A 24,244-nucleotide genomic window follows, 5' to 3' on the forward strand; every position below is an offset into this window, starting at 1 on the left:
AATAAGATCTATCGCAATTTTAAAGTCATTAGACCTAAAACTACTAATATAATTGTAATAATCCAAAAACGAATCACAACTTGGGTTTCTTTCCAGCCCTGCTTTTCATAGTGATGATGCAACGGCGCCATTAAGAATACGCGTTTATTACGCATTCGCAGCGATCCAATTTGCAAGAAGACAGATACTGCCTCCATTACAAACACACCACCCATAATCGCAAATACGATTTCTTGGCGCACCATGACAGCAATCGTTCCAAGCATCGCGCCTAAAGCTAAAGCGCCAACATCACCCATAAAGATTTGGGCAGGGTGCGCGTTATACCAAAGAAATGCTAAACCTGCACCAATCATGGCAGAGCAGATCACAACAAGCTCAGAGGTATATTTCACATATGGAATATGTAAATAGTTAGCAAAACGGATGTCACCAGACAAGTAAGCAAATACACCTAAGCCTGTAGCTACCATTACAACAGGCATGATCGCCAAACCATCTAAACCATCGGTTAAGTTAACCGCGTTAGAGGCACCATTAATCACCAGATAGGTAAATACAATAAATGCCAAGCCTAAAGGAACAATTGAGAGTGGAATTGAAAGATTCTTAAAGAAAGGAATCAATAAATCCAGCATATTTGCAGTATGTTCTGCATTGGACTGTTGAGTTGCAATTAAATATAACGCAATACCAGCACCAAGGGATGCAACAGAAGTCCAGAAAAACTTCTTACGTGCAGGTAAACCTGCATTGTCTTTATAGCGAATTTTAATCCAGTCGTCTGCCCAACCTACAGCACCGAACACAACCATTACACCAAGCACAATCCAGACATAAGGGTTAGATAAATCAGCCCAGAGTAAAGTACTAATCCCAATTGAAAGCAGAATTAAAATCCCACCCATCGTTGGTGTACCCATCTTTTTAGCATGATTTTCAGGAGCAAATGAACTTACTGCCTGACCGTATTTTAACGCTTGTAATTTACGAATCATGATCGGTCCAAGGACCAAACCAATGGTCAGGGACGTTAATACACTGAGTAAAGAACGTAATGTTAAATAACGAACGACCTGAAACGAACTGTGATAGCCCGCAAGTTGTTCAAACAACCATAACAGCATTTAAAGTTTCTCCATCAAATCAGCCATCAACGTTTCCATATGAGTAAAGCGAGAACCTTTAAACAGGAAACTCATGGACTGGGGTTGATGTGTTTGGATTAGATTGATTAGAAATGGAAGCGCCTCAGCTTGTGTCTGAAATGCTTTCACTTTATTGGAATGAGAGTCTGCACCCTCGAGAACGGCTGAAGCAAACTGCCCAACTGCAATAATATGATCTAAAGGAAGTTCGGCGAGATCATGGCCTAAATCGTGATGCTCTTGCCAACTGCTATCTCCCAACTCACCAATATCACCCATTACCATCACTTTTATGCCTTGTTGCTGTAACAATACTTGTGCAGCAGCACGCATAGAATTTGGATTGGCGTTGTAAGTATCATCAATAAATAAGTAAGGAGATTTTTGAATAAAGTTTAGACGACCTTTAGCACCCTGAGCTTGCTCTAAGCCTTGGACAATATCTTCAAGTCCAATACCAAGCGCCAAAGCAAAGGCTACAGCCGCAGTGGCATTTTGCACATTATGCTCACCTGCAAAAGGGAGTTTAACGGTACTCGTCCCTTGCGGCGTATGTAGGGTAAAATTTGTTGATTGAGGCAGTAACTCAATATCTGTTGCATAAATATCGCCCCCTACGCCAAATGTAGAAATGCGATGTGCTTGCGCAGCTTTATGAATTTCAGCCGTAAAGTCATCTTGTTGTGGAACGATTGCAACGCCATTTGGTAAAATATGACGATAAATTTCTGATTTTGCGCGGCAAATACCTTCACGTCCGCCAAATTCGCCTAAATGAGCTGTCCCAATATTTAAAATGCCCGCAACATGAGGCTGAACCAACTTAGAAGTATAATCAATTTCACCTTGATGACTAGCACCTAGTTCCATTACAGCAAACTGATGTTCTTTTCTCAGTTCAAGCAACATCATCGGTACACCGAGGTCATTATTTAAATTGCCTCGAGTGATTAGTGTCGGTGCTAAGCGCGACAAAATACTACCCAGCATTTCTTTGGTTGTAGTTTTGCCACTACTTCCTGTTAATGCAATCACTTTTAGTTGTGTATTTTGCTCACGGCGATAAGCACCAAGTTGCCCGAGAGCCAAGCGAGTGTCGGCAACAACTAGTTGGGCAATATCTACATCTAAAGGGCGTTCAACAATTGCGATTTGACAACCATTCGCTGCAACCTGAGCTACAAAGTCGTGCGCATCAAAACGTTCACCCTTAAGTGCTAAAAAAACATCCCCAGTTTCCGCATGACGTGAGTCCGTCAAAATACGTTTAATTTCAGTTTGAGGGATCTGGTCTTTATGCCAGTAGCCCTGTGTTGCCTGTTGTAATTGCTGAGCTGTCCACGGTTCCAAAGGCACGGTACTGGTGGTTGAAGTATGCATAATTTGTCCTATTGTGCAGGGTAAGCAGCGTCTACAGTATGGTGTTGCGCAGCAATCGCTGATTGAACTTCAACAACATCATCAAACCAGTGACGCACACCATTAATTTCTTGATAGTTTTCATGACCTTTACCAGCAATAACAACAATATCACCAGCCTGAGCCTGCTGTGCAACAAATTTAATTGCTTCACGGCGGCCATGAATTTCATGCATACGGTGCCCTGAAAAATCGATTCCTTGCTTCATGTCAGCAAAAATTTGTTCAGGGTCTTCAGTTCTTGGGTTATCTGAAGTCAAAATAATCGGATTTGCGCCATCTAAAGCCGCTTGAGTCATTAGTGGGCGTTTCCCACGGTCACGATCTCCCCCGCATCCAAATACCGCCCAAAGCTGATTAGATACATGACGTTTTAAAGTTTTAAGCACCTGAATCAAAGCATCAGGTGTGTGTGCGTAATCCACAACAAATAAACGTTCACCATCACGAATGACCTGCATCCGTCCCGGCGCACCAATCAATTGAGGGACAAAAGCGACTAATGCTTCTAAATCAAAACCTGCTTGCTCAGCAGCAATAAGTGCTGCAATCAAGTTTTCGACATTGAAATGTCCCAATAATGGACTTTGAACAGCAAAAGAACCTTGCTGGCTAACTAAATGAAAAGTCGCCCCAGCCAAACTGTAAGTTAGGTCACTAATATAATAATCTGCTGTATTTTGAGTAAGCGAATACGTCAGAATCTTTGGCTGAGCAGGATTTTGTTTTGCTGCATTTATCATTAGAGCAGCATACTCATCATCCAGATTAATAACAGCCACTTTTAAAGAGCTGAAGCGGAATAAAAGAGCCTTAGCTTCAGCATAAGCCTCTAAAGTGCCATGATAATCCAGATGATCACGGCTCAAATTGCTATAAACGGCAATTTCAATAGCACAACCATTTAAACGGCCCTGCTCCAAACCATGTGAGCTTGCTTCCAAAGACGCAAAAGTTGCACCTTGTTTAGCATAGTCATGTAACGCATTTTGTAATTGTAAAGCATCAAGTGTGGTATGCGTTGATGGTGTTAAGTCTGGCAAAATACCATTACCCGTAGTTCCCATCACTGCACATTGCTGTTGTTGCGAACTAATTAACTCAGCAATTAGACGTGAAATTGTCGTTTTACCATTTGTGCCTGTCACTGCAACAATACGTGCTGGTGCAACTGGATCTATCTGCTGCAAATAACGCTGTTGCCACTCACCCATACGTTGACGCACATCAGGACATACCCACTCATTTTCCAAACCCAACTCAGTCTCGCTAATGATAGCAAGTGCACCATTGGCTAAAGCAGACTCAGCAAATATACGCGTTTTTTCAGGTTGGCTATAACTGGTCAAGGCGATAAAGATTTGGCCTGACTCAACCTTACGGCTGTCTAAACTAAAGCCATGAAAAGGCTGCTTAGACCACTGTGCATCAATCTCGACTGGATTAATTTCTTGAAAAGAAACAGACATAGCTTACCTGCGAATAGGGTTTTCTGGAGTATCAAGGGGCTTATCAAGCGGTACGTTCATTAAGCGCAATGATTCTTGCATAATGCGTGCAAAAACAGGGGCAGCAACCAAACCACCGTAATAACGGCCTTGCGGGTTTTCAACCACAACAATAACGGCTAAACGCGGGTCACTAATTGGGGCTACACCAGCAAATAAAGCACGGTATTCATTATTTGAATAACCTTTACGGTCTGCACGAAGTTTATGCGCCGTACCAGTTTTACCACCCACGCGATAACCCGGAATATTAGCTTGTTTTGCAGTACCACCAGGCATCGTCACCTGCTCTAGCATAAGCAAAACCTGATCGGCAATTTTTGGAGCTAGAACTTGTTCACCTTTAGGTGCCTGATCTAACTTATGTAGGCTTAAAGGCATTTTCTCGCCATGATTTGCAAGCATTGCATAGCCTTGCGCCAACTGGAGAATAGTCGCATTTAGACCATAACCATAAGCCATGGTACCAATTTGGGAAGAATTTAATTTACTTACCGGTAGTACCAAACCTGAGCTTTCACCTGGGAACTTCACAGCCGAACGTTTACCAAAGCCAGCACGATTAAAGAAGCTCGGCAATGTTTGCTTTGGAAGCGACAATGCAATTTTTGCAGAACCCACGTTTGAAGACTTGATAATTACGCCACTTACAGTTAATGCACCATAATTATGAGTATCACGAATCGTATGCCAACCTAAACGCATTGAACCCGGAGAAGTGTTTACAATCGTATTTGGCGTATATTGTCCAGTTTCCAGTGCCGCAGAGACAGTAAATGGCTTCATGGTTGAACCCGGTTCGAACATATCAATCGCACCGCGGTTACGCATGGCATCTTTATTAGATAAACCGTTTTTGTCATTTGGGTTATATGACGGCCAACTGGTCATTGCCAAAATTTCGCCAGTTTTAACATCTACAGCAATAGCTGTTGCCGAACGAGCGTTATTTGCAACACCAGCAGCTGTTAATTCACGGTACATAATGTACTGCAAACGTGAATCAATACTTAAAGTGATGTTTTCGCCCGGTTCACCCTCACGAATAACCTCTGAAACTTTTAAACGGTTTCCGCGCTTATCACGAATAATTTTTTGCTCACCATCCACACCTGACAGCTGTTTATTGAGCTGCATTTCCAAGCCTTCAATCCCTTGGCCTTCACTGTTGGTTAAACCAATAATCTGGGCATTTGGCTGTGGTTGAGGATAATAACGCTTATACGTTTTCTCGGCATATACCCCTTGAAAGTTACCCTTCGTAATGAGGTCTGCCTGTTGCGGTGGTATCTCTTTCTTCAAAACCAGATAACGAGAACGCGGTCGTGCATTCATCTGTTTTTTAAGATCGGTACGGTCTAAACCAACAACATCTGCCAACTCATCAAGATTCAAATTTTTATCGGGTAATTGTCTTTTTAATTTACGATTATTCGGATCTTTCTTTAATTCTTCTGTAATTTGATCATATAAGTGCTTCGTATCGAAATAATCACGTGGATCCATTACGATTTTCATGATCGGTGTACTAATTGCCAAAGGTACCCCATGGCGATCACTAATCACGCCACGCATGGCTTCCACACGCTCAGTACGCAAAATATTGGCATTGGCCTTGTTTTGTAAAAAATCCTTATTAATTACTTGTACATAAAATGCACGCGCAATTAAAACAACAAAACAGAGCAGCACCACTGCCCAGAGCAGATAAAACCGCCACATATCAAAGGCAAGAGTTGGTTTTTCCGAAATAGACTGCTGTTTTTTCCGTGTTTGTTTTGTTCGCTTATCTACCATACAGCAAGGCCTTACTTATTTTGCTCTGAGGTCATTGGTAAAGAAATTACCACCGTTTCTGCAGCCGGTGGAGAAAACATCCGTAGCTGAGTTACAGCACGCGTACCAATCTGTGCCGTTGCACCAAAGGTTTGTTGCTCAATGAGCAAACGCCCCCATTCAGCATTGAGATCATCACGTTCACGCATATAAGAGCTAAGCTCTCTATAATCATGCCGATATTCAAATACTTGAAATACCACCATCATGGCACTTATAAAAACAAGCGCCACCAATACTGTATACACAACAACTTTTTTCACCACGTTATTTTCTGTGGTTGCGATTTCATCACTGCTTTTCATTACGCGCCTTTTTCTTCCAAGCGTTCAGCAACCCGAAGCCATGCACTACGTGAACGAGGGTTCGCTTTTACTTCTTCTTCACTCGCACGAACCCGTGAAATTTTCTTTAATCTTCTAGTATCTACCCGCTGCTCAGGCATTCCCCAACCGAAATCTTCTGCTAACGTAGATTCTTTTTGAATAAACTGCTTAATCAGTCGGTCTTCAAGAGAATGGAAACTAATAACAGACAAACGTCCTTCCGGTTTTAGTAAGTCTACAGCTTGCGGCAAAAACAGTTCAATATCTTCTAGCTCTTTATTAATAGCAATTCGAATAGCCTGAAATGCACGTGTCGCTGGATGTTTATGTTTTTCCCATTTTGGATGAGCGGTTTTAACAACTTCCGCCAATTGAGCGGTCGTTTCTAGTTTTCCAGCTAGTTTAATGGCTTTAGCAATACGTCGACTATAACGCTCTTCACCATATTGATAAATAATATTTGCTAATTGTTCTTCTTCAATTTTAAGTAACCACTCGGCCGCAGTTAAACCCTTAGAATTATCCATTCGCATGTCCAACGGACCATCTTGCATAAAACTAAAACCACGCTCTGCCTGATCAAGTTGAGGAGATGAAACCCCTAGATCAGCCATGATTCCATCAACACTCATCACGCCAATTTCCTGCATCTTCTCTTTGATATCAGCAAAACTGGCATGAATGATGGTAAATCTTGAATCTTCTTGGGCCAAAGCAGCAGCAACTTCCAATGCTTGAGGGTCTTTATCAAATGCGTACACTCGTGCATTTTCATCAAGTTTAGAAAGCAATAAACGTGTATGCCCACCTCTTCCGAAGGTTGCATCGATATACACCCCAGTTGTGCGATCTGCCAATAAGCTCTCAATGGTCTCGGAAAGTAAGACAGAAATATGCGACATAGGTGTTAAATCATAGCGTGAAAATGTAACTGCACATTATCACCTTGTTTATGACCAACGCCAAACGGCTTTTTGTAGGAAAATATTAATTTTTCATAGATAAAACCGTTTTGTTAGCACTTTTTAAGCAAAATAAGAAACCAAGAATAATTTTTTATAGCTAAATACGAATTTATAAAAATTATTATTAACCACTTTACCTAAAAAATTCTCTTTTTCCTTTACGCTTATTCCGTTAGAGACTCTCACGGATTTGCCTTAGGACGAGATGAGCTGGCAATCTTTTTCGGCATATTTACCGATTTGATTTAACCATTTTTGCCGTTGGTCTGAACTTGCTCCCCGCACTGTTCCAATATAATTAACTTTGACTCTGCTGACCCCACAAAATTGCAAAGTCGCTTTTTTAAGTTGACGAGTACTTGGTTCACCATAGTACCAACGATAAAACCAGCCCGGCTGATCTAAAGTAGTAATGAGTCGTGCCGATTTGGAGTGTAAATGACCAATAACACGATTGCTGTTTTCTCGGTAACTAAATACAAGATTTGGTAAAAAGAGTCGATCAATAAAACCCTTAGCTATGGCTGGAAGTCCTCCCCACCAAACTGGAAAGAACCACACCAAATGATCAGCGGCTTGAATTTTTTCCAACGCATTCATTAAATCAGGTTCCAGATCCATACGTTTCTCATAACCATATTTTAAATTAGGCTCGAAATCCAACTTAGCAATTTCTACAAGATCTACGTGAACACCTAATGTTTTTACTTGTGCTACATAGTTGTGAGCTAATGCATGATTAAAACTGATATCGGATGGATGACCATTAATAACTACAATACGTTTAGAGAGTTGAGACATATATCGCCTTTATTGTCGCACATTCAAATATCAAGTGATATCTGAAATAAATAAGTAGCGAAAATATCTTATAAAAATTAAGATAACAAGTGATATCTCAACTATTATTTGATCTGGCTCTTATGACTCTTTCTCGCAATGAAAAACAGATACAAACTCGACAGCATCTCATTGAAGCTGGGTTTGCTCTCATTTCTGAATTTGGTTATAACGCGGTATCAATCAGGAATCTTTCTAAACAAGCAGGTTATACTCAAGGTGCCTTCTACTCTAATTTCAACAATAAAGAAGCGTTTTTACTTGAGCTGATGGAGCTTCAATTCGCTAAAGAAAATTTACAATTACAAGAAATATTTACCAGTGCTCCTTCAAATACTGAGCAATTAATCGATTCGTTACGCCAATGGCTGAAGGTTTTTTTTACAAACGATGAATGGCTGAAGATATCAATAGAGCTACAACTATTTGCTGCACGTGATATTACCTTCGCAGAGGAGTATCAAAAGGTTTGGAAAACTCATCAGCAAGAAGTAACCAAGATCATGAAGCAATTTTTTTCTTTAATGCAGATAGCTGAGCCTGATGACTATGACTCTATTGTTATAGAGCTTGTATCATTAAGTTATGGGCTAGCTTTACAATATATGATTTTTAAAGATGATGTAGACCACTACATTAATATCTTTATCAGCACCTTATTAAAAAGATTGGGTAATTTCTAAATTAATCAAAAATTAGATGTGAAAATCTTAAAATTCAAAAAAGCCGCTTAATTATTAAATAAGCGGCCACATGGAAAAACTTAGTTAATTACTGCTTCCCATCATAAATTTGATCAAAGATAGCTCCATTAGCAAAGTGAGTTTTCTGAGCTTTCGCCCAACCACCGAACACATCATTAATGGTAAATAATTTAATTTTTGGGAATTGTGCTACATATTTTGCTGCCACTTGAGCATTACGTGGTCGGAAATAATGTTTAGCCGCTAACTCTTGCCCTAACGGTGAATATAAAAAGTTCAAATAACCTTTTGCTAAAGTGCGGTTCCCATCTTTATCAACGGTTTTATCTACAATTGCGACTGATGGCTCTGCCAAAATTGAAATTGATGGGTAAACAATTTCATATTTGTCTTTATCAGGTCCTTTAGTCGCTAGTAAAGCTTCATTTTCCCAAGATAATAAAACATCACCAATGCCACGTTCAGCAAATGTTGTTAGCGAACCGCGTGCTCCCGAATCAAGTACTTTTACATTGTGATAAAGCTTTTTAACTAACTCGCGAGCTTTAGCATCGTTACCACCTGGTTGTTTTAAGGCATAACCCCACGCAGACAAATAAATCCAACGAGGTGCGCCACCTGTTTTAGGGTTAGGGGTGATAATTTCAACGCCCGGTTTTGTTAGATCATTCCAGTCACGTATATTTTTCGGATTACCTTTTCGTACCAGGAATACAACAGTAGAAGTATAAGGCGCAGAATTATTCGGAAATTCTTTTTGCCAATTCGGCTGAATAAAACCTGCTTTCACAATCTCATCAATATCATTAGCTAACGCTAACGTTACAACATCAGCTTCTAAACCAGTAGCCACCGCCCGAGCTTGTTTACCAGATCCACCGTGCGACTGTTTAAACTCAACATCTTGCCCCGTACGCTGTTTCCAGAACTTCCCAAAAGCCTGATTATATTCTTGATAAAATTCTCGGGTCGGATCATAAGAAACGTTTAAAAAAGAGGTAGCGGCTTGAGCTGCTGTTGCCATTCCCAAATACACAGCTACAGCCATTATTGATATTTTTTTCATTTACAAAATCCATCATTGGTTTTAGTTTTACTATATTTTTAATTTTATAATTTACAATCAATTACTTATATTAATATATTTTTTATTAATCTCTTTAAAATATATAAGATTAAGATGTCTAAGTTATTTCATTTTTGAAAAGTTTTGTAATTATCCTTACAACTTAATGAGGGCCTTCACTTTATCTACACATTAATTTGTTAAATAATGAAGCGCAAAGGATACATATGGCCTACATTTGGGTCGACCAGATTAAAATATAGATAATTTTTGTAAAAAGTGTGACACAGTTCCACTTTTTTATTAAGATTTATGTTTAAATCGTAGCATTACCGTAATTTTACATTTCGTTAAACTCAAAAAATAGATGAAATGTAATGAACAGAGGGGATGATTAATAATGAAAATTCATTATGGAAAAGCGTTAAGCTTAAGTTTGGTGCTGGGTTTGGCATCACAGTTTTCTGCAGCAGCAGTACTTAAAGATACCCCGAATAAAACTGGGTCAGATAAGCAAACTTCGCTTATTGAAAAAGCTTTAGATCAACAGAAACGTAATCCTATTGTATTACCTTCTACAAATGATGAGCTTAAAGTACTCAATACTATTCGCGTTACACCGACTCAAAATTTTCTCGCTGCTCAGCATGAACGTTTTTCACGTTTTGTTCAGGCAATCTTTCAGCCGCATACTTCTTAAAATCTGACCCCCCCCCTCTTCGTTTCAGTTTTAGCCCAGTCTGATGTTAAATAAAACGTCAGAATACTGGGCTTTTTCGTTATAATAGTTTCAATTTTTATTTTGACCCATTACCTATGAAAGTTCGTACTCGTATTGCACCATCCCCTACTGGTTTTCCTCATGTCGGCACCGCCTACATCGCCTTATTTAACATGTGTTTTGCGAAACAACATGGCGGAGAATTTATTTTAAGGATTGAAGATACAGACCAACTTCGCTCTACACCAGAGTCTGAAAAAATGATTTTGGATTCATTGCGTTGGTTAGGTCTAAATTGGTCTGAAGGTCCAGATGTGGGAGGTCCTCATGCACCGTATCGCCAATCTGAACGTATGGGAATTTATAAGCAATATGCATTAGAACTTGTTGAAAAAGGTCATGCTTTTTATTGTTTTGCTACAGCCGAAGAATTAGACCAGATGCGTGCAGAACAACAAGCACGTGGTGAAACACCAAAATATGACGGTCGTGGGTTAAAACTTTCTCAAGAAGAAGTGACACGTCGCTTGGAAGCAGGCGAACCACATGTTATCCGTATGAAAGTACCTGAAGAAGGTATTTGTAAATTTAATGACTTATTACGCGGGGAAGTTGAAATTCCTTGGGCGCAAGTCGACATGCAAGTTCTTCTTAAAAATGATGGATTACCAACTTATCATTTGGCCAATGTCGTTGATGACCATTTAATGGAAATCACTCATGTATTGCGTGGTGAAGAATGGCTTCCATCTGCACCGAAGCATCAGTTGCTCTACCAATATTTTGGTTGGGAAATGCCAACGCTCTGCCACATGCCATTGTTACGTAATCCAGATAAATCAAAATTATCTAAACGTAAAAACCCGACGTCAATTAACTACTACCGCGATATCGGTGTATTACCAGAAGCCTTATTAAACTATTTAGGCCGTATGGGTTGGTCAATGCCGGACGAAAAAGAAGTGTTCACGCTACAAGACATGATGGATAACTTTGATATTCAACGTGTATCACTCGGCGGACCAATTTTTGATGTTGAAAAATTGAACTGGCTTAACGGTCAATGGATCAAAGGTTTAACCCCTGGCCAATTATTAGACCGTTTATTAACTTGGAAGAGTGATCGTAGCACTTTAGAAGATATCGCTGCTGCTATTCAACCACGTATTAATTTGCTTTCAGAAGCAGTGAATTGGGCTGGTTTCTATTTTAACCATATGCCACAAATCACAGCAGAAATGTTTGAAAGTAAAAAATTGACCTCTGAACAGGTTCGTCAAAGTCTTCAATTTGCAATATGGCGTCTTGAAGGCCAGTTCACTTGGAATAATGACACTGTGAGCCAAACCCTAATGGATCTTGCGAACCAGATGGACATCAAATTACGCGATTTCATGCCAGCGTTCTTTATCGCAATTGCAGGTTCAACCAGCTCGACCCCTGTAATGCAGTCGATGGTCACTCTTGGACCTGATTTAACTTTCGCTCGTTTACGTCGCGCTTTAGAAATTGTGGGTGGACCAAGCAAGAAAGAAGTTAAAAATTGGGAAAAACTCAATGAGAGCTTAAAATTGCCGAAAAATGAAGCAACTAGCGAAGTTTAATTCATTTTTTAGTTGACGTGTGAGCGCATTCAACCTAATATTGCGCTCACACAAACTGGGGTCATAGCTCAGTTGGTAGAGCGCTACAATGGCATTGTAGAGGTCAGCGGTTCGATCCCGCTTGACTCCACCACGCTCCTTTGTGTTTGCCTCATCAAGTCCCTATCGTCTAGAGGCCTAGGACATCGCCCTTTCACGGCGGTAACCGGGGTTCGAATCCCCGTAGGGACGCCATATTCTGCTTTAAAAATTATTAAAAGACTCTATCGTCACCTTACTGTTTATTCTTTATCTCTTTCTAGATTGCACATTTGTCTATTTTATCTAAAATAGCGTCTTTCTTAATTCTCTCAATGTGTAATATGCAGCCATCTGACAATCAACTAGATGCTCATCAGCATCAGAACAGTACTGCACCTTTAAAAAGAGCCATGAGTACTCGCCATCTTGTTATGCTATCACTAGGCGGGGCAATCGGAACTGGTTTATTTTTAGGTTCAGGGGAAGTCATTTCACAAACTGGAGCTATTGGTGCAATTATTGCCTATATTCTTGGTGGCGCGATCGCTTATATGGTCATGCTTTGCCTAGGAGAGCTTGCTGTACACATGCCTGTTTCTGGCTCTTTTGGTGCCTATGCCAAAAAATATATTAGTCCTAGTACAGGCTATATGATTTCTTGGATGTACTGGCTGACCTGGACTGCAACGCTTGGAACTGAATTCACAGCCGCAGCATTACTCATGCAGGAATGGTTCCCACATATTTCAATGTGGATCTGGACAATTGTTTTTGCAATCACTATTTTTGGTTTAAATATTAGTTCAACCCGCATTTTTGCTGAGTCTGAGTTTTGGCTAGCTCTTATTAAAGTCATTACCGTTATTGCTTTTATTGTGCTCGGCCTATTAGCAATTTTTGGTTTAATTCCTTTTCATGGTAGCCAAACTGCACCGCTATTTAGCAATCTTACAGCTCAAGGCTGGTTCCCACACGGTTTAATTCCTATTTTTACCACCATGCTAATTGTTAACTTTGCTTTCTCAGGCACTGAATTAATTGGCGTAGCAGCAGGTGAAACCAAAGATCCGGCTCAGAATGTACCCAAAGCAATTAACGCTGCGATTTGGCGCCTTCTTATTTTCTTTGTCGGAACCATTATTGTTATTAGTGCTTTGCTTCCCTTCCAGCTTGCAGGTTTAGGCAGTGAAAGCGTAAGTAGTAGTCCTTTCGTTACCGTATTTAATTATATTGGCATTCCCTATGCAGATGACATTATTCGGTTTGTAATTATTACAGCTCTGCTTTCGGCAGCAAACTCAGGACTTTATGCCGCTTCACGTATGATGTGGTCACTGTCAGAACAAAAATTATTACCTAGCGTATTTGCTACGCTCTCAAAAAGTGGGACACCTATTGTTGCCTTAGTTGTAACAATGTTTGGAGCAATTCCAGGCTTGTTATCAGAGCAATTTGCCCCAGAGACTATTTTTAAAAATCTGCTTGGCGTTGCAGCATTTACTATGGTTATTGTCTGGATGAGCATTTGTTTAAGTCAATTTAATTTCCGTCGCCAATGGTACAAATCTGGCCATACAGTTAAAGACTTACAATATGCTGCTCCATTATTTCCTATCGTCCCAATTTTAGGTTTTATTTTCTGCTTTATTACCTGTTTAAGTATGGCAGCAGACCCTGAAATGCGTGCTGGTTTCGTAGGCTGCCTTATTTTTACAGCTTTATGTTATGTCAGCTATTTTATTTTTTACCGCAATAAAGTCTAAACCACTCTTATTCAATGAAAGTGTAGCAAAAAGCTACACTTTTTTTTGTCTGCATACTGGTTTTATATAACATACCGTTGTAGATTAAAATTTATATTAAAAACAATTCCTTGTATAGAATGAAAATTATATTTATCCACGGGATGAATCAACAGAATTACACAGCACATCGCTTGAAAGAGCATTGGTTAAAAGTATTTAAGCTCGGTCTAAAACAGATGCCTTGCAAAGTTAACGTGCGCGATCTTCATATTCATATGCCATTTTATGGCGATCTGATGACTAAATATCAATTAAGCAATCAATTAAACCCTAATACTTTATTACCTAAGTCTTTTTTAAATAATTATTTACCTATTCACTTACATCGCAACAATCCTCCAGCTAAAGAACACACTCCATTTGTTCCTTTATTACTACCAGCAACTGACCCAGCTGAAAAAAGCTTCTCAGAACGACTTTATCTCACCTCTCAGCTCGTAAAGGATCGAGTACTCAAAGAATTGGTTGTTCTTTTAAACAACTTTCCAAAATTGCATGAGAGCTTGATACAGCAGTTTCTGATTGAAACTTATATGTACTTATCTAATCCTGAATTTATGCAGGAAGTGAATGAGCGGATTTTACAAAAAATGCGAGAAGATGATGATTATATCGTCGTTGCACACTCTCTCGGCTCAGTTATTGCTTTTAATCTACTTTCAAACCCTTCATATCGGTTTTCGATTAAACGATTTATAACATTAGCGTCTCCTTTATCTTTTCGCGTCATTCAAAGTAAGCTCCCGAGTCCAATTTCTAGGCCACCCCATATTGACGGCGAATGGTTTAATTTTTATTCCCAAGATGATTTTCTGACTGCATTTCCATTATGTGAGGCTCCTTTTAACTTTGATCCACCTATTATTAATCAGAAAATTTTTACCTTCGCCAACCAGCCTCATGAGATTTTAGGATATTTACAACATCCCTCCGTGATAAAGGCAATTATTGAACCTTTTCAGAAAAAAGAGGGCTAAATGTATATATTTTCTACAATTTGAGTTATTTTTAAGCGCTTGATAGATTTTTTTAATATTTATTCAGAAAACTATTTGACACTTTTATTAAATCAACCTAATATACGCCCACCTCTGAAACGTCCCTATCGTCTAGAGGCCTAGGACATCGCCCTTTCACGGCGGTAACCGGGGTTCGAATCCCCGTAGGGACGCCAATAATTTTTTCAGATGTATGCCTCACATATGTCCCTATCGTCTAGAGGCCTAGGACATCGCCCTTTCACGGCGGTAACCGGGGTTCGAATCCCCGTAGGGACGCCAAATTCTAAAAAGCCACTGCATAATGTCAGTGGCTTTTTTCTTGCCTTAAAAATGAAAAACCAATCAATGATTAGCTTTTCATATGCTCCATTAGCTCGCAATGCCCACTTGTACTTCAAGGCGACCCGACTGTACCCGTAGTCCTCTAATTTCAAATTGATCTACCAATTGCTGGACCAACTCTCGGCTTTCTCTCAAAATATTCAAGCCAGGTAAAATACTGAAATCAGTCAAACTCAGAAGCTTTTCTACCATCCATGAACGGTTATTAATAAAGTCAATAAATCCTGCTTGCTCTAGGTCAATAAACCACATACGGTGACCATCGCGCTGGATGCCAGGAATATCGCCAATCAAGTGATTAATAAGTGATGGAATCGGTAACATATTCACCACTTCAAAACCAACTCGACCAATACGGCGCACAGCCCAGTTTGACAGAGTTCCCCCATGGCGAATCTGGACATCAAGGCTCTCATCCATTTGACGTAGGCGCAAAAATTTTTCCTGCCCAATACGACATTCCAATACTTTAAAATCTAAACTTAAACGATACATGAAACGATGGTAATGCCCATCGATCTCGACTTGGAAACTATCATTGCCACACTTGATTTTAATATCATCAATTTCAGAACGATCTATGCGCTTACGAATTTGATTGTTTAATAGCATTTCCGGTAAATATAGCGTTAAGGTGCTCTTCCCCAAAAATGTACGTGCCATGATCAACGCGACTTGACGTGCAGTTTCACTGGTTTCAGACACCATATCTCTCACAGTACCTGCTGCCAGATTTGTCATTCCGACAACTCCACGTCTGGTGTGAGTGGTCACTTGGTCGAGCGCATCTAATGCAGCATCCGCGACCCCTGCAATATTACGTGTCGTATCACTAGCGAACCCGACCGCATCTTGGGCATGTTGCAATGTCTTATGCAGTAATCGACGAGATAATGACGGTTTTGCGGTATCTGGGTTATCTACAGCCGATGCTGTTGTTGTAGGCTTCGACTCATTGTCATCTTGTTGACCCAAGTCTCTCTCTCCTTTTTATATTTATTTCACATCCTATTTATGAGTATTTAAGCTCATTTATAGTGCTAATCACACTTCATTTTTCTGTAGATTAGCATGCTCTACAATATTATTTTAATTTTTATGTGTACGCATAAATCATCTACTTTTTGTATTTCCTTGTTTATTCAAAATTAATTTTTTGCTAGCTCAAAGCACTTCATCGATATCTTACAAATTTTTTTCTTTTTCGACATTTCCGTTAGAATAGATTCAAACTGAATGTGGAGTTCCTATGCAATACCGTTGCCCTCAATGTCAAAGTGTTAAAATTATGCCTGTAAGCCAAGGCATTAACAGCGCAAAACCAACTGTTCCTAAAAGCCTTGCTATCTTAATTCCTGCAATTTTTATGCTTTTACTCTTGGTTATTATTAGCATTTTTATGTGGATTTTTGGCAATGGTGCAAGCAGCTCTCTTCAAATTGCAACAGTAGTTGTTTTTGTTGTGACTGTAGGGGCAGGTTTTATGTTCTGGCGTGATTTACCAGACTTTAAACTGTCTATGCAAGCATTTATGCAGTCACAAAAACATTGGAAATGCCGTGACTGCAATAACGAGTGGGAAATCTAATCAATCATTCACATCAGTTTAATGCTGATGTGAATGTGCTTCGTCAGCATGTTCATGAGGAGCATGCTGGGCAGTGTGCTGACAGTTAATCTCCTCGTCATCTTCAATTTGCAAAGTAACCTCTGCAATCCCATGTTCATGAGATAGCATTTCAACTGCTTCATTATAAAGCCTTGTACGCTCTGCTTCTGGCGCAAATAAATGCACCGTTAAATGAATATTTTTAGACGTAATGGCCCATACTTTAAGTTGATGAATACTTTCAACGCCATTTAAAGAAAGCAGATCTGTACGTAATTTCTCAATATCCACTTCTTCTGGCACACCTTCGAGCAAAATATTAATGCTCTGTTTAAGCAAAATCCATGTTCTTGGTAATACCCAAAAGCCGATGAGTACGGCAATAAGCGTGTCAATCCAGTACCAGTTGGTGAAATAAATCGTTATTGCCGCGATGATCACTCCTACCGAACCCAATGCGTCGCTTAAGACCTCTAGATAAGCACCTTTAACATTTAGACTAGAGTTAGCGCCCGACATTAAAATTTTCATTGAAATGAGGTTAATTACTAAGCCAACCGTTGCCACAATAAGCATACCCACACTTTGGATTTCAGGTGGCTTAGAGAACCGGATATAGGCCTCATATAAAATATAAACTGCCACCACAAAGAGCATGAGCGCATTAAATAAAGCTGCCAAAATTTCAAAGCGCTGATAGCCAAAAGTACGCTTATTATCAGCGGGACGTTTTGAAATTTGAATGGCAACCAAAGCAATTGCCAAAGCAGCTGCATCTGTAAACATATGTGCAGCATCAGAGAGCAATGCCAAACTTTGTGTGATTAAACCTGCAATGACTTCAACAATTAAAAACGTTGTAGTAAGAGCTAAGGCAATTGTTAATTTTTTAGCATTACCTTCAGTGACTACGGCATGACTATGATCATGTTGTCCACCCATGTTGCGGACTCCTTATTATTTATCTTTATGGTGAGGTAAAAGTAACAATGAATGCATTATTATTTTTACCTCTTTCAAACACTTTTTTGACTCAAGTTCTGTAATCAAAAAAGATATCTCAAATCGATGACATTATGAATGCTCAGCGCTTTTCGCTTTGCTTTCATTCATCCATCGATAAATTACTGGTAATAAAACCAAAGTTAATATCGTAGATGAAATAATGCCACCAATAACAACCGTTGCCAAAGGTCGTTGCACTTCTGCACCGGTTCCTGTTGCCAAAGCCATTGGAATAAAACCAAGCGAGGCAACACAAGCCGTCATGAGTACAGGTCTTAAGCGCAAAATCGCCCCATTCCAAGTTGCAGTTTGAATATCAAAGTTTTCTCTAAGCTCTTTAATAAAACTCAGCATCACCAGGCCATTCAAAACAGCAACACCCGATAAAGCAATAAAACCGACACCCGCCGACATTGAAAGTGGAATATCCCTCAGCCAAAGCGCGATAATGCCACCCGACAAAGCAAACGGAACGCCGCTAAACACCAACAGACTTTCTTTAATGTTATGGAATACAGCCATGAGTAAAATGAAAATCATAGCAAGCGCTAATGGAACAACAATTTTCATTCGTGCAGCAGCTGAGGCTAGATTTTCAAACTGACCACCATATTCCAACCAATACCCTGCTGGTAGTTGTTCTTTTGCGAGCGTTGTTCTTAACTCTTGAACAAATGACCCTAAATCGCGGCCTTCTACGTTAGCGGTAATAATGACACGGCGCTTACCATTTTCACGTCCTACCTGATTTAAGCCTGAGGTACGTTCAACTTTAGCGACATCTTGAAGCTGGATTAGACCGCCATTTGGTAATTGAATCGGAAGTTGGGCTAAATTTTGAATGGTACGTTGCTGATCCTCTAAGCGAATTTCAAAATCGAACCGTCTATCACCTTGTAAAATCTGCCCTACATTTTGTCCACCGACACTTGCCGCCACAATATCTTGAATGGCTTTGGCAGATAATCCATATTGCGCGGCCAAAGGACGATTAATTTCGATACTTAACACAGGCAAACCGCTCGTTTGTTCTACCTTAACCGCTGTAGCACCAGAAATCGTCTGTATCTTTTGGGCCAATGTCTGAGCCTGCTCATTAAGCACTTGCATATCATCGCCAAAAATCTTAACGCCAATATCGCTACGAATGCCTGAAATCAGCTCATTAAAACGCAGCTCAATCGGTTGAGAGAACTCGCTGTTATTGCCCGGTAATGTCGCCAAGAAAGCCTGCATACGCGAACGTAGTTCATCTAGCGTTTCTTTAGAGTTTGGCCATTGATCATGAGGTTTAAGTAAAATGACTGCATCAGAGATATTAGGTGGCATCACGTCAGTTGCAACCTCAGCTGTCCCTGTTCGCGCAAAAACAGCTTTTACCTCTGGAAAGTTTTTCAAAATGAGCTTTTCAGTATTTTCTTGCATTCGCAATGATTGCTCGAGCCCTGTACTAGGTGAACGCATTTGCTGTAAGGCGAAGTCACCTTCACTTAACTGGGGAGCAAATTCACTGCCCATTTGGGTCGCTAACACACCAGTAAGCACTAAAATACTTAATGCAAAACTAAGAACCACAATCTTAAGTTGATAAGCCTGATCGAGAATATCTCGATATTTCTGCTTTAAAAGCAGCATCCAACGTGTTTCTTTTTCTTTCACTTCACCCGTAACAAAAAGAGCAACTGCCGCAGGTACAAATGTCACAGAAAGAATCATGGCACCCAATAACGCCATAACCACGGTCATTGCCATTGGATGGAACATCTTGGCTTCAACACCAGATAAGGCAAAAATAGGTAAATAGACCACTAAAATAATCATTTGCCCAAAAATAAGCGGTCGGCGGGCCTGTTTTGCTGCAAGAAAAACTTCTTTGAATCGCTCAGTGCGTGTAAGTGGTCGATGTAAAGCATGCTGTGCTTCTGCTAGACGTCGAATACAGTTCTCTACAATAACAACCGCCCCATCTACAATAATCCCGAAATCAAGCGCTCCTAGGCTCATCAGGTTGGCACTAATGTTTTGTTCAGCCATACCTGTCAGGGTAAATAACATCGAAAGCGGGATAACACAGGCAGTAATTAAAGCTGCTCGGAAATTTCCAAGGAAAATAAACAGAATCACAATAACCAGAATCGCCCCTTCTACAAGGTTCTTCTGTACTGTTGCAATTGCTTTGTTTACCAAGCTCGTCCTGTCATAAACCGTTTCGATTTCTACACCTTTAGGTAAGGTAGATTGGATTTCCTTAATTTTGGCGTCAACCGCCTGAGCAACGGTACGGCTGTTTTCTCCCATCATCATCATGGCTATGCCAAGAACAGTTTCTTCACCATTGTAAGTTGCGGCACCTGTTCTTAAATCATGCCCAATAGAGACATTCGCCACATCTGCCACACGAATTGGTAAACCATTTTTAGTGCTTACAGTAATATTTTGAATATCCTCAACATTACTTAACATGCCCGGAACACGAACCGTGAGTTGCTCGCCATTCTCTTCAATAAAACCTGCACCGCGATTTTCATTATTTTCTTGCAAAGCAGTTTGAAATTCATTAATTGAAATCTGAAGCTGCTGCAGACGTTTTAAATCAGGAGAAACAATATAGGTTTTATTGTAGCCCCCAATACTGTTAATTTCGGCTACGCCTTTCACCCGCTGTAATTGGGGACGTACAATCCAATCCTGAATTTCGCGTAAATCCATAGCTGTATAGGCTGTACCATCAGCTTTTTTAGCACCAGATTTTGCTTTTACGACCCATTGGTAAATTTCACCTAATCCCGTTGAAACAGGAGACATAACTGGATCAACTGATTCAGGTAGTTGTCCGTCCGCCTCTTGTAAACGCTGGTTAATCAGTTGTCTTGCCCAATAAATATCTGTTCCATCTTTAAAAATAATGGTGACTTGGGAAAGTCCATAACGGGAAATAGAGCGAGTCTGTTCCAGATTAGGAATTCCGGCCATCGCATTTTCAATAGGATAGGTAATCCGCTGTTCGACCTCTAAAGCCGTATATCCATTTGCTTGAGTATTAATCTGGACCTGAGCATTGGTAATGTCTGGAACCGCATCAATAGGAAGCTTTTGATAACTCCAGATTCCGACTCCAATCCACGTCAGCACAAATAGCATGACCCAAATAGCATTTTGAATAGCAAACTGAATAACTCTGTCAAACAGTCCTGCGGGTTTGGGCAGTTCGGGTTTATTAATGTCCATGCTCCGCCTCTCCTTTTTCCAGTTCGGATTTCAGCAAGAAGCTGCCTTCTGCAACATAGCGCTGGCTTGGATTAATACCTTTTACTACTTCGACCCACTGTCCATCTTTAGAACGTTGCCCCAACTGTACTGTGACAGGTTCAAACTCAAAGCCTGTTTTAACCATTTTTGGAGTAAAGATAACGTCTTTACCTTCAATTTGCTGGATCGCTTGAACTTTTACACGTGTTACTTTTTGCGTTGAACCTGAATTTAGCTCAACGTTAACCATTAGGTTTGGACGTAATTCACTATTATTTGCTAAGACCTTTGCACGGACTTGTAAACGCCCTGTTTGAGCATCAGCCTCTGTTGTTAAGCTTTGAACCTGTGCAGTAAATACATTCCCAGTTTGCAAAGATTTAAATTCAATTTGCTGATTTGGCTGCACATTCATATTCGTGGTACTTGGTAAAATAAATTCCAGCCACAACTGATCAAGTTGATTAATAATAAAAAGCTGATCTGCAAGCTGTACGTTTTCACCCACCACAATATCTTTGTTACTCACCGTGCCAGCAATTGGAGCTGTTAAGGTGTAGCGTCCTCCTGAACCGGAACCTGCGCCGAATGCACTTAAGCGTGAGCGAGCTGCTTTAACCTGAATTTGGGCTTGCTGGTAAGCGTTATAAGCTCTTTGATAATCTTGTTTAGCAGAAATTCCCTGAGACCATAAGCTACGTTCACGTTCATAGTCCTGACGCGTTAAATCAAGATTAGACTGTGCAATTTGTAAATTGGCTTGTTGATCGACTAGATCTGGAACCAATAAACTTGCGAGAGCCTGACCCTTTTTAACTTGTTGCCCCAATTCAACATAGACCGCTTCGACACGACCACTAAAACTTGGAGAGACATGGGCTTGACGGTCAGTATTTACAACCAGTTTGGCTGGGTAAGTTTGAAGCTGAGGAACTTCACCTACTTCAGCTTGTTCAATTTTTAAATTTTGTTCCTGCATTTGTTGAGCAGTGAGCATCAATGGTTTTTCACCCTCATCATGGTGTTCTTCACCCTCTTCCTCAGCATGCCCGTGGCCTTCTGATGCTTCCGAAGAATTAGATTTATTTTTTGAATTTAAAACGAGCAAACCGATTAATATTGCAGTGACTGCTGCAATCACTCCCACCCAAAGCCATTGAGAATTTTTCTTTAAATTTACCGACATTTTTATTCTCCTGCCTGAGTTGGGAATGATTGGCTTTGTTGCCAAGCACGTTGATTCAATTGCATTAAGGCATCTTTCGCCATGATCTGTTCTGGTTCTAACCCAAGACGCAAACTTTGAATTTCAATTGAGTTTTGCCAAGCCTGTTTTAATAGCTCGACTTTACGTAAGCGCACGTCTTGCAATTGCATGGTGGCTTGCTGAACATCGGTAACGGCGAACTTACCCAAACGAAAACCTTGTAATGTTTTTTGCTGAACTTGAGCCGCAAGAGGAACTTGCTGATCATTCAGTTGTTTAAACTGGATGCGTAAACCTTTCAATTCAGACATCAAAGTCTCAATATCTGCTTGATTCTGCTGTCGATAAAAGCTTTGTTGGCGTTGAGACAGCTCTTGCTTGGCTTGAGCAATCTTGATTCCATATTGTTGGCGATTAAAAAGATTTAAAGGAATTTCTACGCCTAAACGGATTTGGTTATCTGTACTCTGCTCTGGAGAGCGAGTGTTATTAATACCCAAAGTTACGGTAGGTTGTGGTCTTGCTTTTGCTTTAAGCTGTTGAATATTGGCTTGCTGTGCAAGAGAATCTAACTGGAAAGAGCGCTCCAATAAATTATTTTGTGAATCTTGGCTTGGTTCTACATTTGCTGCCAGCGCCCATAATTGGTTTGGACTTTGGAATAGCTGAAACTGACTTGAACCACCACCCCATAAATTCACTAGTTGCTGTTTCGCAACTTGGAGTTTTAAATCGACTTGTTGATATAAGCGCTGATTTTCCAAGTGAGACATACGCACTCGGTCTACATCAACTTGAGCAATACTGCCTGCCTGATAACGTTTTTCCGATGCTAGTAAATTTTCTTGGCTCACTTCTAGCTGCTCACCAATGAGAGACTTTTCAAGCTCAAGCAAAGCCACTTGCGACCAAAAATATTTAACGATTAATCCAAGTTCAGCTTGATAACGCTGCTCAGCCAAATCAATTTTTGATATTTCCACTTTTGCCAAGTTTTGCGCCGCCTTACGTTGTCCAAAAATATCTAGAGGCTGAGAGATACCAATTGCGAGTTCTTTTTCTTGATCACTCTGGAAACCTGTTTGCTCAATGGAAAGACTTGGGTTGGCCCATAAACGACTTTGCTTTAAATTAGCCTCAGCCATTTGCTGCTGTGCTTGCCAAACACCTTGCTGACTTTGATATTTTTGTACCTGCTCTAAGGCTTGGTCAAAAGTAAACGCTGCTTTTTGAATATAACGTTCTTGTTGAATCTCAGACTGAGCCATCGTTACTTGTGCAGCCAATAGCATGGCAACAGATAGACTTGAGATGGTTAAAACTTTTTTTAACGTTATCTTAACGTTACTCTCTAAGTGATAAGTAGAACTCACTCGATTTGAAAAAATAGAAGACATGTTTTTGCCCCGCAATAAATAAGAGATGCGGTGGGCTTATTTTGGCTACCCCACCTATAGCGGGGTCAAAACAGGAGGAGGTTTTAAAGCAGTAAGATGGGGTGACTGGTAAGAATTAGACCAGTGATAAATTTGTGAGAGTTCCTGCACATGGACTACAGGTGCTTCAGCTTGTTTTGCAACTTCAGTCATCACAACATGAAAACATGAAGGCAAATGATCATGGTGATCTTGCAAATTTAAAGGAGCCTTATGAGAGGTGTTTCCAGCATCGTTCTGTTCAGCATGCGTTTGATGTGAAGATTGATAAACATTCAAAGCTGCATGATGCCCGAAATGATGCAATGCTTTTTCCTGATTTTCATGCGCGCAAAATGCCGCTGCCACATTCCATAAACTCTGGAATATGAGCAAACTAAACAAGACGGACATAAAAATTGCGGAACGTGGCAAAAGCGCACCATTAAACTA

General features: G+C 40.2%; 20 protein-coding genes and 4 tRNA genes. 10 read left to right on the forward strand and 14 right to left on the reverse strand.

All coding sequences use genetic code 11. From position 1 onward, the window contains the following. Positions 1-8: 8 nt before the first annotated feature. From mraY to HL290_RS12055, 7 genes are all read right to left on the reverse strand, one after another. Positions 9-1,127 (reverse strand): phospho-N-acetylmuramoyl-pentapeptide-transferase, encoded by a 1,119-nt coding sequence (gene mraY / locus HL290_RS12025; protein WP_003653822.1) that lies wholly within the window; start codon positions 1,125-1,127, stop codon positions 9-11. Beyond that, complete coding sequence (locus tag HL290_RS12030; RefSeq protein WP_198496582.1) at positions 1,128-2,528, reverse strand: UDP-N-acetylmuramoyl-tripeptide--D-alanyl-D-alanine ligase; 1,401 nt, start codon at positions 2,526-2,528, stop codon at positions 1,128-1,130. Between the two features lie 8 nt (positions 2,529-2,536). Beyond that, positions 2,537-4,036: a UDP-N-acetylmuramoyl-L-alanyl-D-glutamate--2,6-diaminopimelate ligase gene (locus HL290_RS12035; RefSeq protein ID WP_198496583.1), complete on the reverse strand. Its 1,500-nt coding sequence runs from the start codon at positions 4,034-4,036 to the stop codon at positions 2,537-2,539. Between the two features lie 3 nt (positions 4,037-4,039). Next, positions 4,040-5,872, reverse strand: coding sequence for a penicillin-binding protein PBP3 (ftsI, locus tag HL290_RS12040; RefSeq protein WP_198496584.1), 1,833 nt, complete (start codon positions 5,870-5,872; stop codon positions 4,040-4,042). Positions 5,873-5,883: 11 nt separating this feature from the next. After that, positions 5,884-6,216, reverse strand: coding sequence for a cell division protein FtsL (gene ftsL / locus HL290_RS12045; protein ID WP_003653828.1), 333 nt, complete (start codon positions 6,214-6,216; stop codon positions 5,884-5,886). Further along, positions 6,216-7,139 carry a 16S rRNA (cytosine(1402)-N(4))-methyltransferase RsmH gene (gene rsmH, locus HL290_RS12050; protein ID WP_005044059.1) on the reverse strand — a complete coding sequence of 308 codons (924 nt, stop codon included), beginning with the start codon at positions 7,137-7,139 and terminating at the stop codon, positions 6,216-6,218. Before rsmH ends, ftsL begins: the two co-directional genes overlap by 1 nt. Positions 7,140-7,397: 258 nt before the next feature. Next, a complete protein-coding gene (locus HL290_RS12055; RefSeq protein WP_198496585.1) occupies positions 7,398-8,003 on the reverse strand; it encodes an NAD(P)H-dependent oxidoreductase in 606 nt (201 codons plus the stop codon). Positions 8,004-8,125: 122 nt separating this feature from the next. Between HL290_RS12055 and HL290_RS12060 the strand changes: the two genes are divergently transcribed. Continuing rightward, positions 8,126-8,725, forward strand: a complete 600-nt coding sequence (locus HL290_RS12060; RefSeq protein ID WP_198496586.1) for a TetR/AcrR family transcriptional regulator — start codon at positions 8,126-8,128, stop codon at positions 8,723-8,725. Positions 8,726-8,813: 88 nt separating this feature from the next. On the opposite strand, the gene HL290_RS12065 is transcribed toward HL290_RS12060, so the two are convergent. Beyond that, complete coding sequence (locus HL290_RS12065; protein WP_198496587.1) at positions 8,814-9,812, reverse strand: sulfate ABC transporter substrate-binding protein; 999 nt, start codon at positions 9,810-9,812, stop codon at positions 8,814-8,816. Between the two features lie 400 nt (positions 9,813-10,212). Between HL290_RS12065 and HL290_RS12070 the strand changes: the two genes are divergently transcribed. The 8 genes from HL290_RS12070 (at position 10,213) to HL290_RS12105 (ending at position 15,243) form a co-directional block, all read left to right on the forward strand. Further along, complete coding sequence (locus HL290_RS12070) at positions 10,213-10,512, forward strand: DUF4179 domain-containing protein (protein WP_198496588.1); 300 nt, start codon at positions 10,213-10,215, stop codon at positions 10,510-10,512. A gap of 116 nt (positions 10,513-10,628) precedes the next feature. Further along, entirely contained in the window at positions 10,629-12,137 is a 1,509-nt protein-coding gene (gene gltX, locus HL290_RS12075; protein WP_198496589.1) for a glutamate--tRNA ligase, read from the forward strand. A gap of 57 nt (positions 12,138-12,194) precedes the next feature. Next, positions 12,195-12,270: transfer RNA gene (locus HL290_RS12080), tRNA-Ala, on the forward strand. A gap of 25 nt (positions 12,271-12,295) precedes the next feature. Further along, positions 12,296-12,371 (forward strand) — tRNA-Glu (locus HL290_RS12085). Positions 12,372-12,499: 128 nt separating this feature from the next. Then, a complete protein-coding gene (locus tag HL290_RS12090) occupies positions 12,500-13,921 on the forward strand; it encodes an amino acid permease (protein ID WP_016139971.1) in 1,422 nt (473 codons plus the stop codon). 119 nt (positions 13,922-14,040) lie between these two features. Then, the gene (locus HL290_RS12095) at positions 14,041-14,940 is read left to right on the forward strand and encodes a hypothetical protein (RefSeq protein ID WP_080758469.1); all 900 of its coding nucleotides are present in this window, start codon (positions 14,041-14,043) and stop codon (positions 14,938-14,940) included. Positions 14,941-15,061: 121 nt separating this feature from the next. After that, positions 15,062-15,137 (forward strand) — tRNA-Glu (locus tag HL290_RS12100). A 30-nt stretch (positions 15,138-15,167) separates the two neighbouring features. Next, positions 15,168-15,243 (forward strand) — tRNA-Glu (locus HL290_RS12105). A 90-nt stretch (positions 15,244-15,333) separates the two neighbouring features. Here the strand turns inward: HL290_RS12105 and HL290_RS12110 are convergent. Next, positions 15,334-16,281, reverse strand: coding sequence for a hypothetical protein (locus HL290_RS12110; protein WP_045433461.1), 948 nt, complete (start codon positions 16,279-16,281; stop codon positions 15,334-15,336). 274 nt (positions 16,282-16,555) lie between these two features. On the opposite strand from HL290_RS12110, the gene HL290_RS12115 reads away from it, so the two are divergent. Continuing rightward, positions 16,556-16,894, forward strand: a complete 339-nt coding sequence (locus HL290_RS12115) for a hypothetical protein (protein WP_005038239.1) — start codon at positions 16,556-16,558, stop codon at positions 16,892-16,894. Between the two features lie 18 nt (positions 16,895-16,912). Here HL290_RS12115 and HL290_RS12120 read toward each other — a convergent pair whose 3' ends face one another. The 5 genes from HL290_RS12120 to HL290_RS12140 form a co-directional block, all read right to left on the reverse strand. Continuing rightward, positions 16,913-17,857, reverse strand: coding sequence for a cation diffusion facilitator family transporter (locus HL290_RS12120; protein WP_017390939.1), 945 nt, complete (start codon positions 17,855-17,857; stop codon positions 16,913-16,915). Positions 17,858-17,989: 132 nt separating this feature from the next. Continuing rightward, positions 17,990-21,148, reverse strand: coding sequence for an efflux RND transporter permease subunit (locus HL290_RS12125; RefSeq protein ID WP_198496590.1), 3,159 nt, complete (start codon positions 21,146-21,148; stop codon positions 17,990-17,992). Further along, positions 21,138-22,355, reverse strand: coding sequence for an efflux RND transporter periplasmic adaptor subunit (locus HL290_RS12130; RefSeq protein WP_198496591.1), 1,218 nt, complete (start codon positions 22,353-22,355; stop codon positions 21,138-21,140). Before HL290_RS12130 ends, HL290_RS12125 begins: the two co-directional genes overlap by 11 nt. A 2-nt stretch (positions 22,356-22,357) precedes the next feature. Beyond that, positions 22,358-23,773 carry a TolC family protein gene (locus HL290_RS12135; RefSeq protein ID WP_198496592.1) on the reverse strand — a complete coding sequence of 472 codons (1,416 nt, stop codon included), beginning with the start codon at positions 23,771-23,773 and terminating at the stop codon, positions 22,358-22,360. Positions 23,774-23,827: 54 nt separating this feature from the next. Next, positions 23,828-24,226, reverse strand: a complete 399-nt coding sequence (locus HL290_RS12140; RefSeq protein ID WP_198496593.1) for a cation efflux protein, CzcI-like — start codon at positions 24,224-24,226, stop codon at positions 23,828-23,830. Positions 24,227-24,244 lie beyond the last annotated feature (18 nt).

The sequence above is a fragment of the Acinetobacter sp. AC1-2 genome (genome assembly GCF_016124155.1).
Lineage (GTDB): Bacteria > Pseudomonadota > Gammaproteobacteria > Pseudomonadales > Moraxellaceae > Acinetobacter > Acinetobacter calcoaceticus.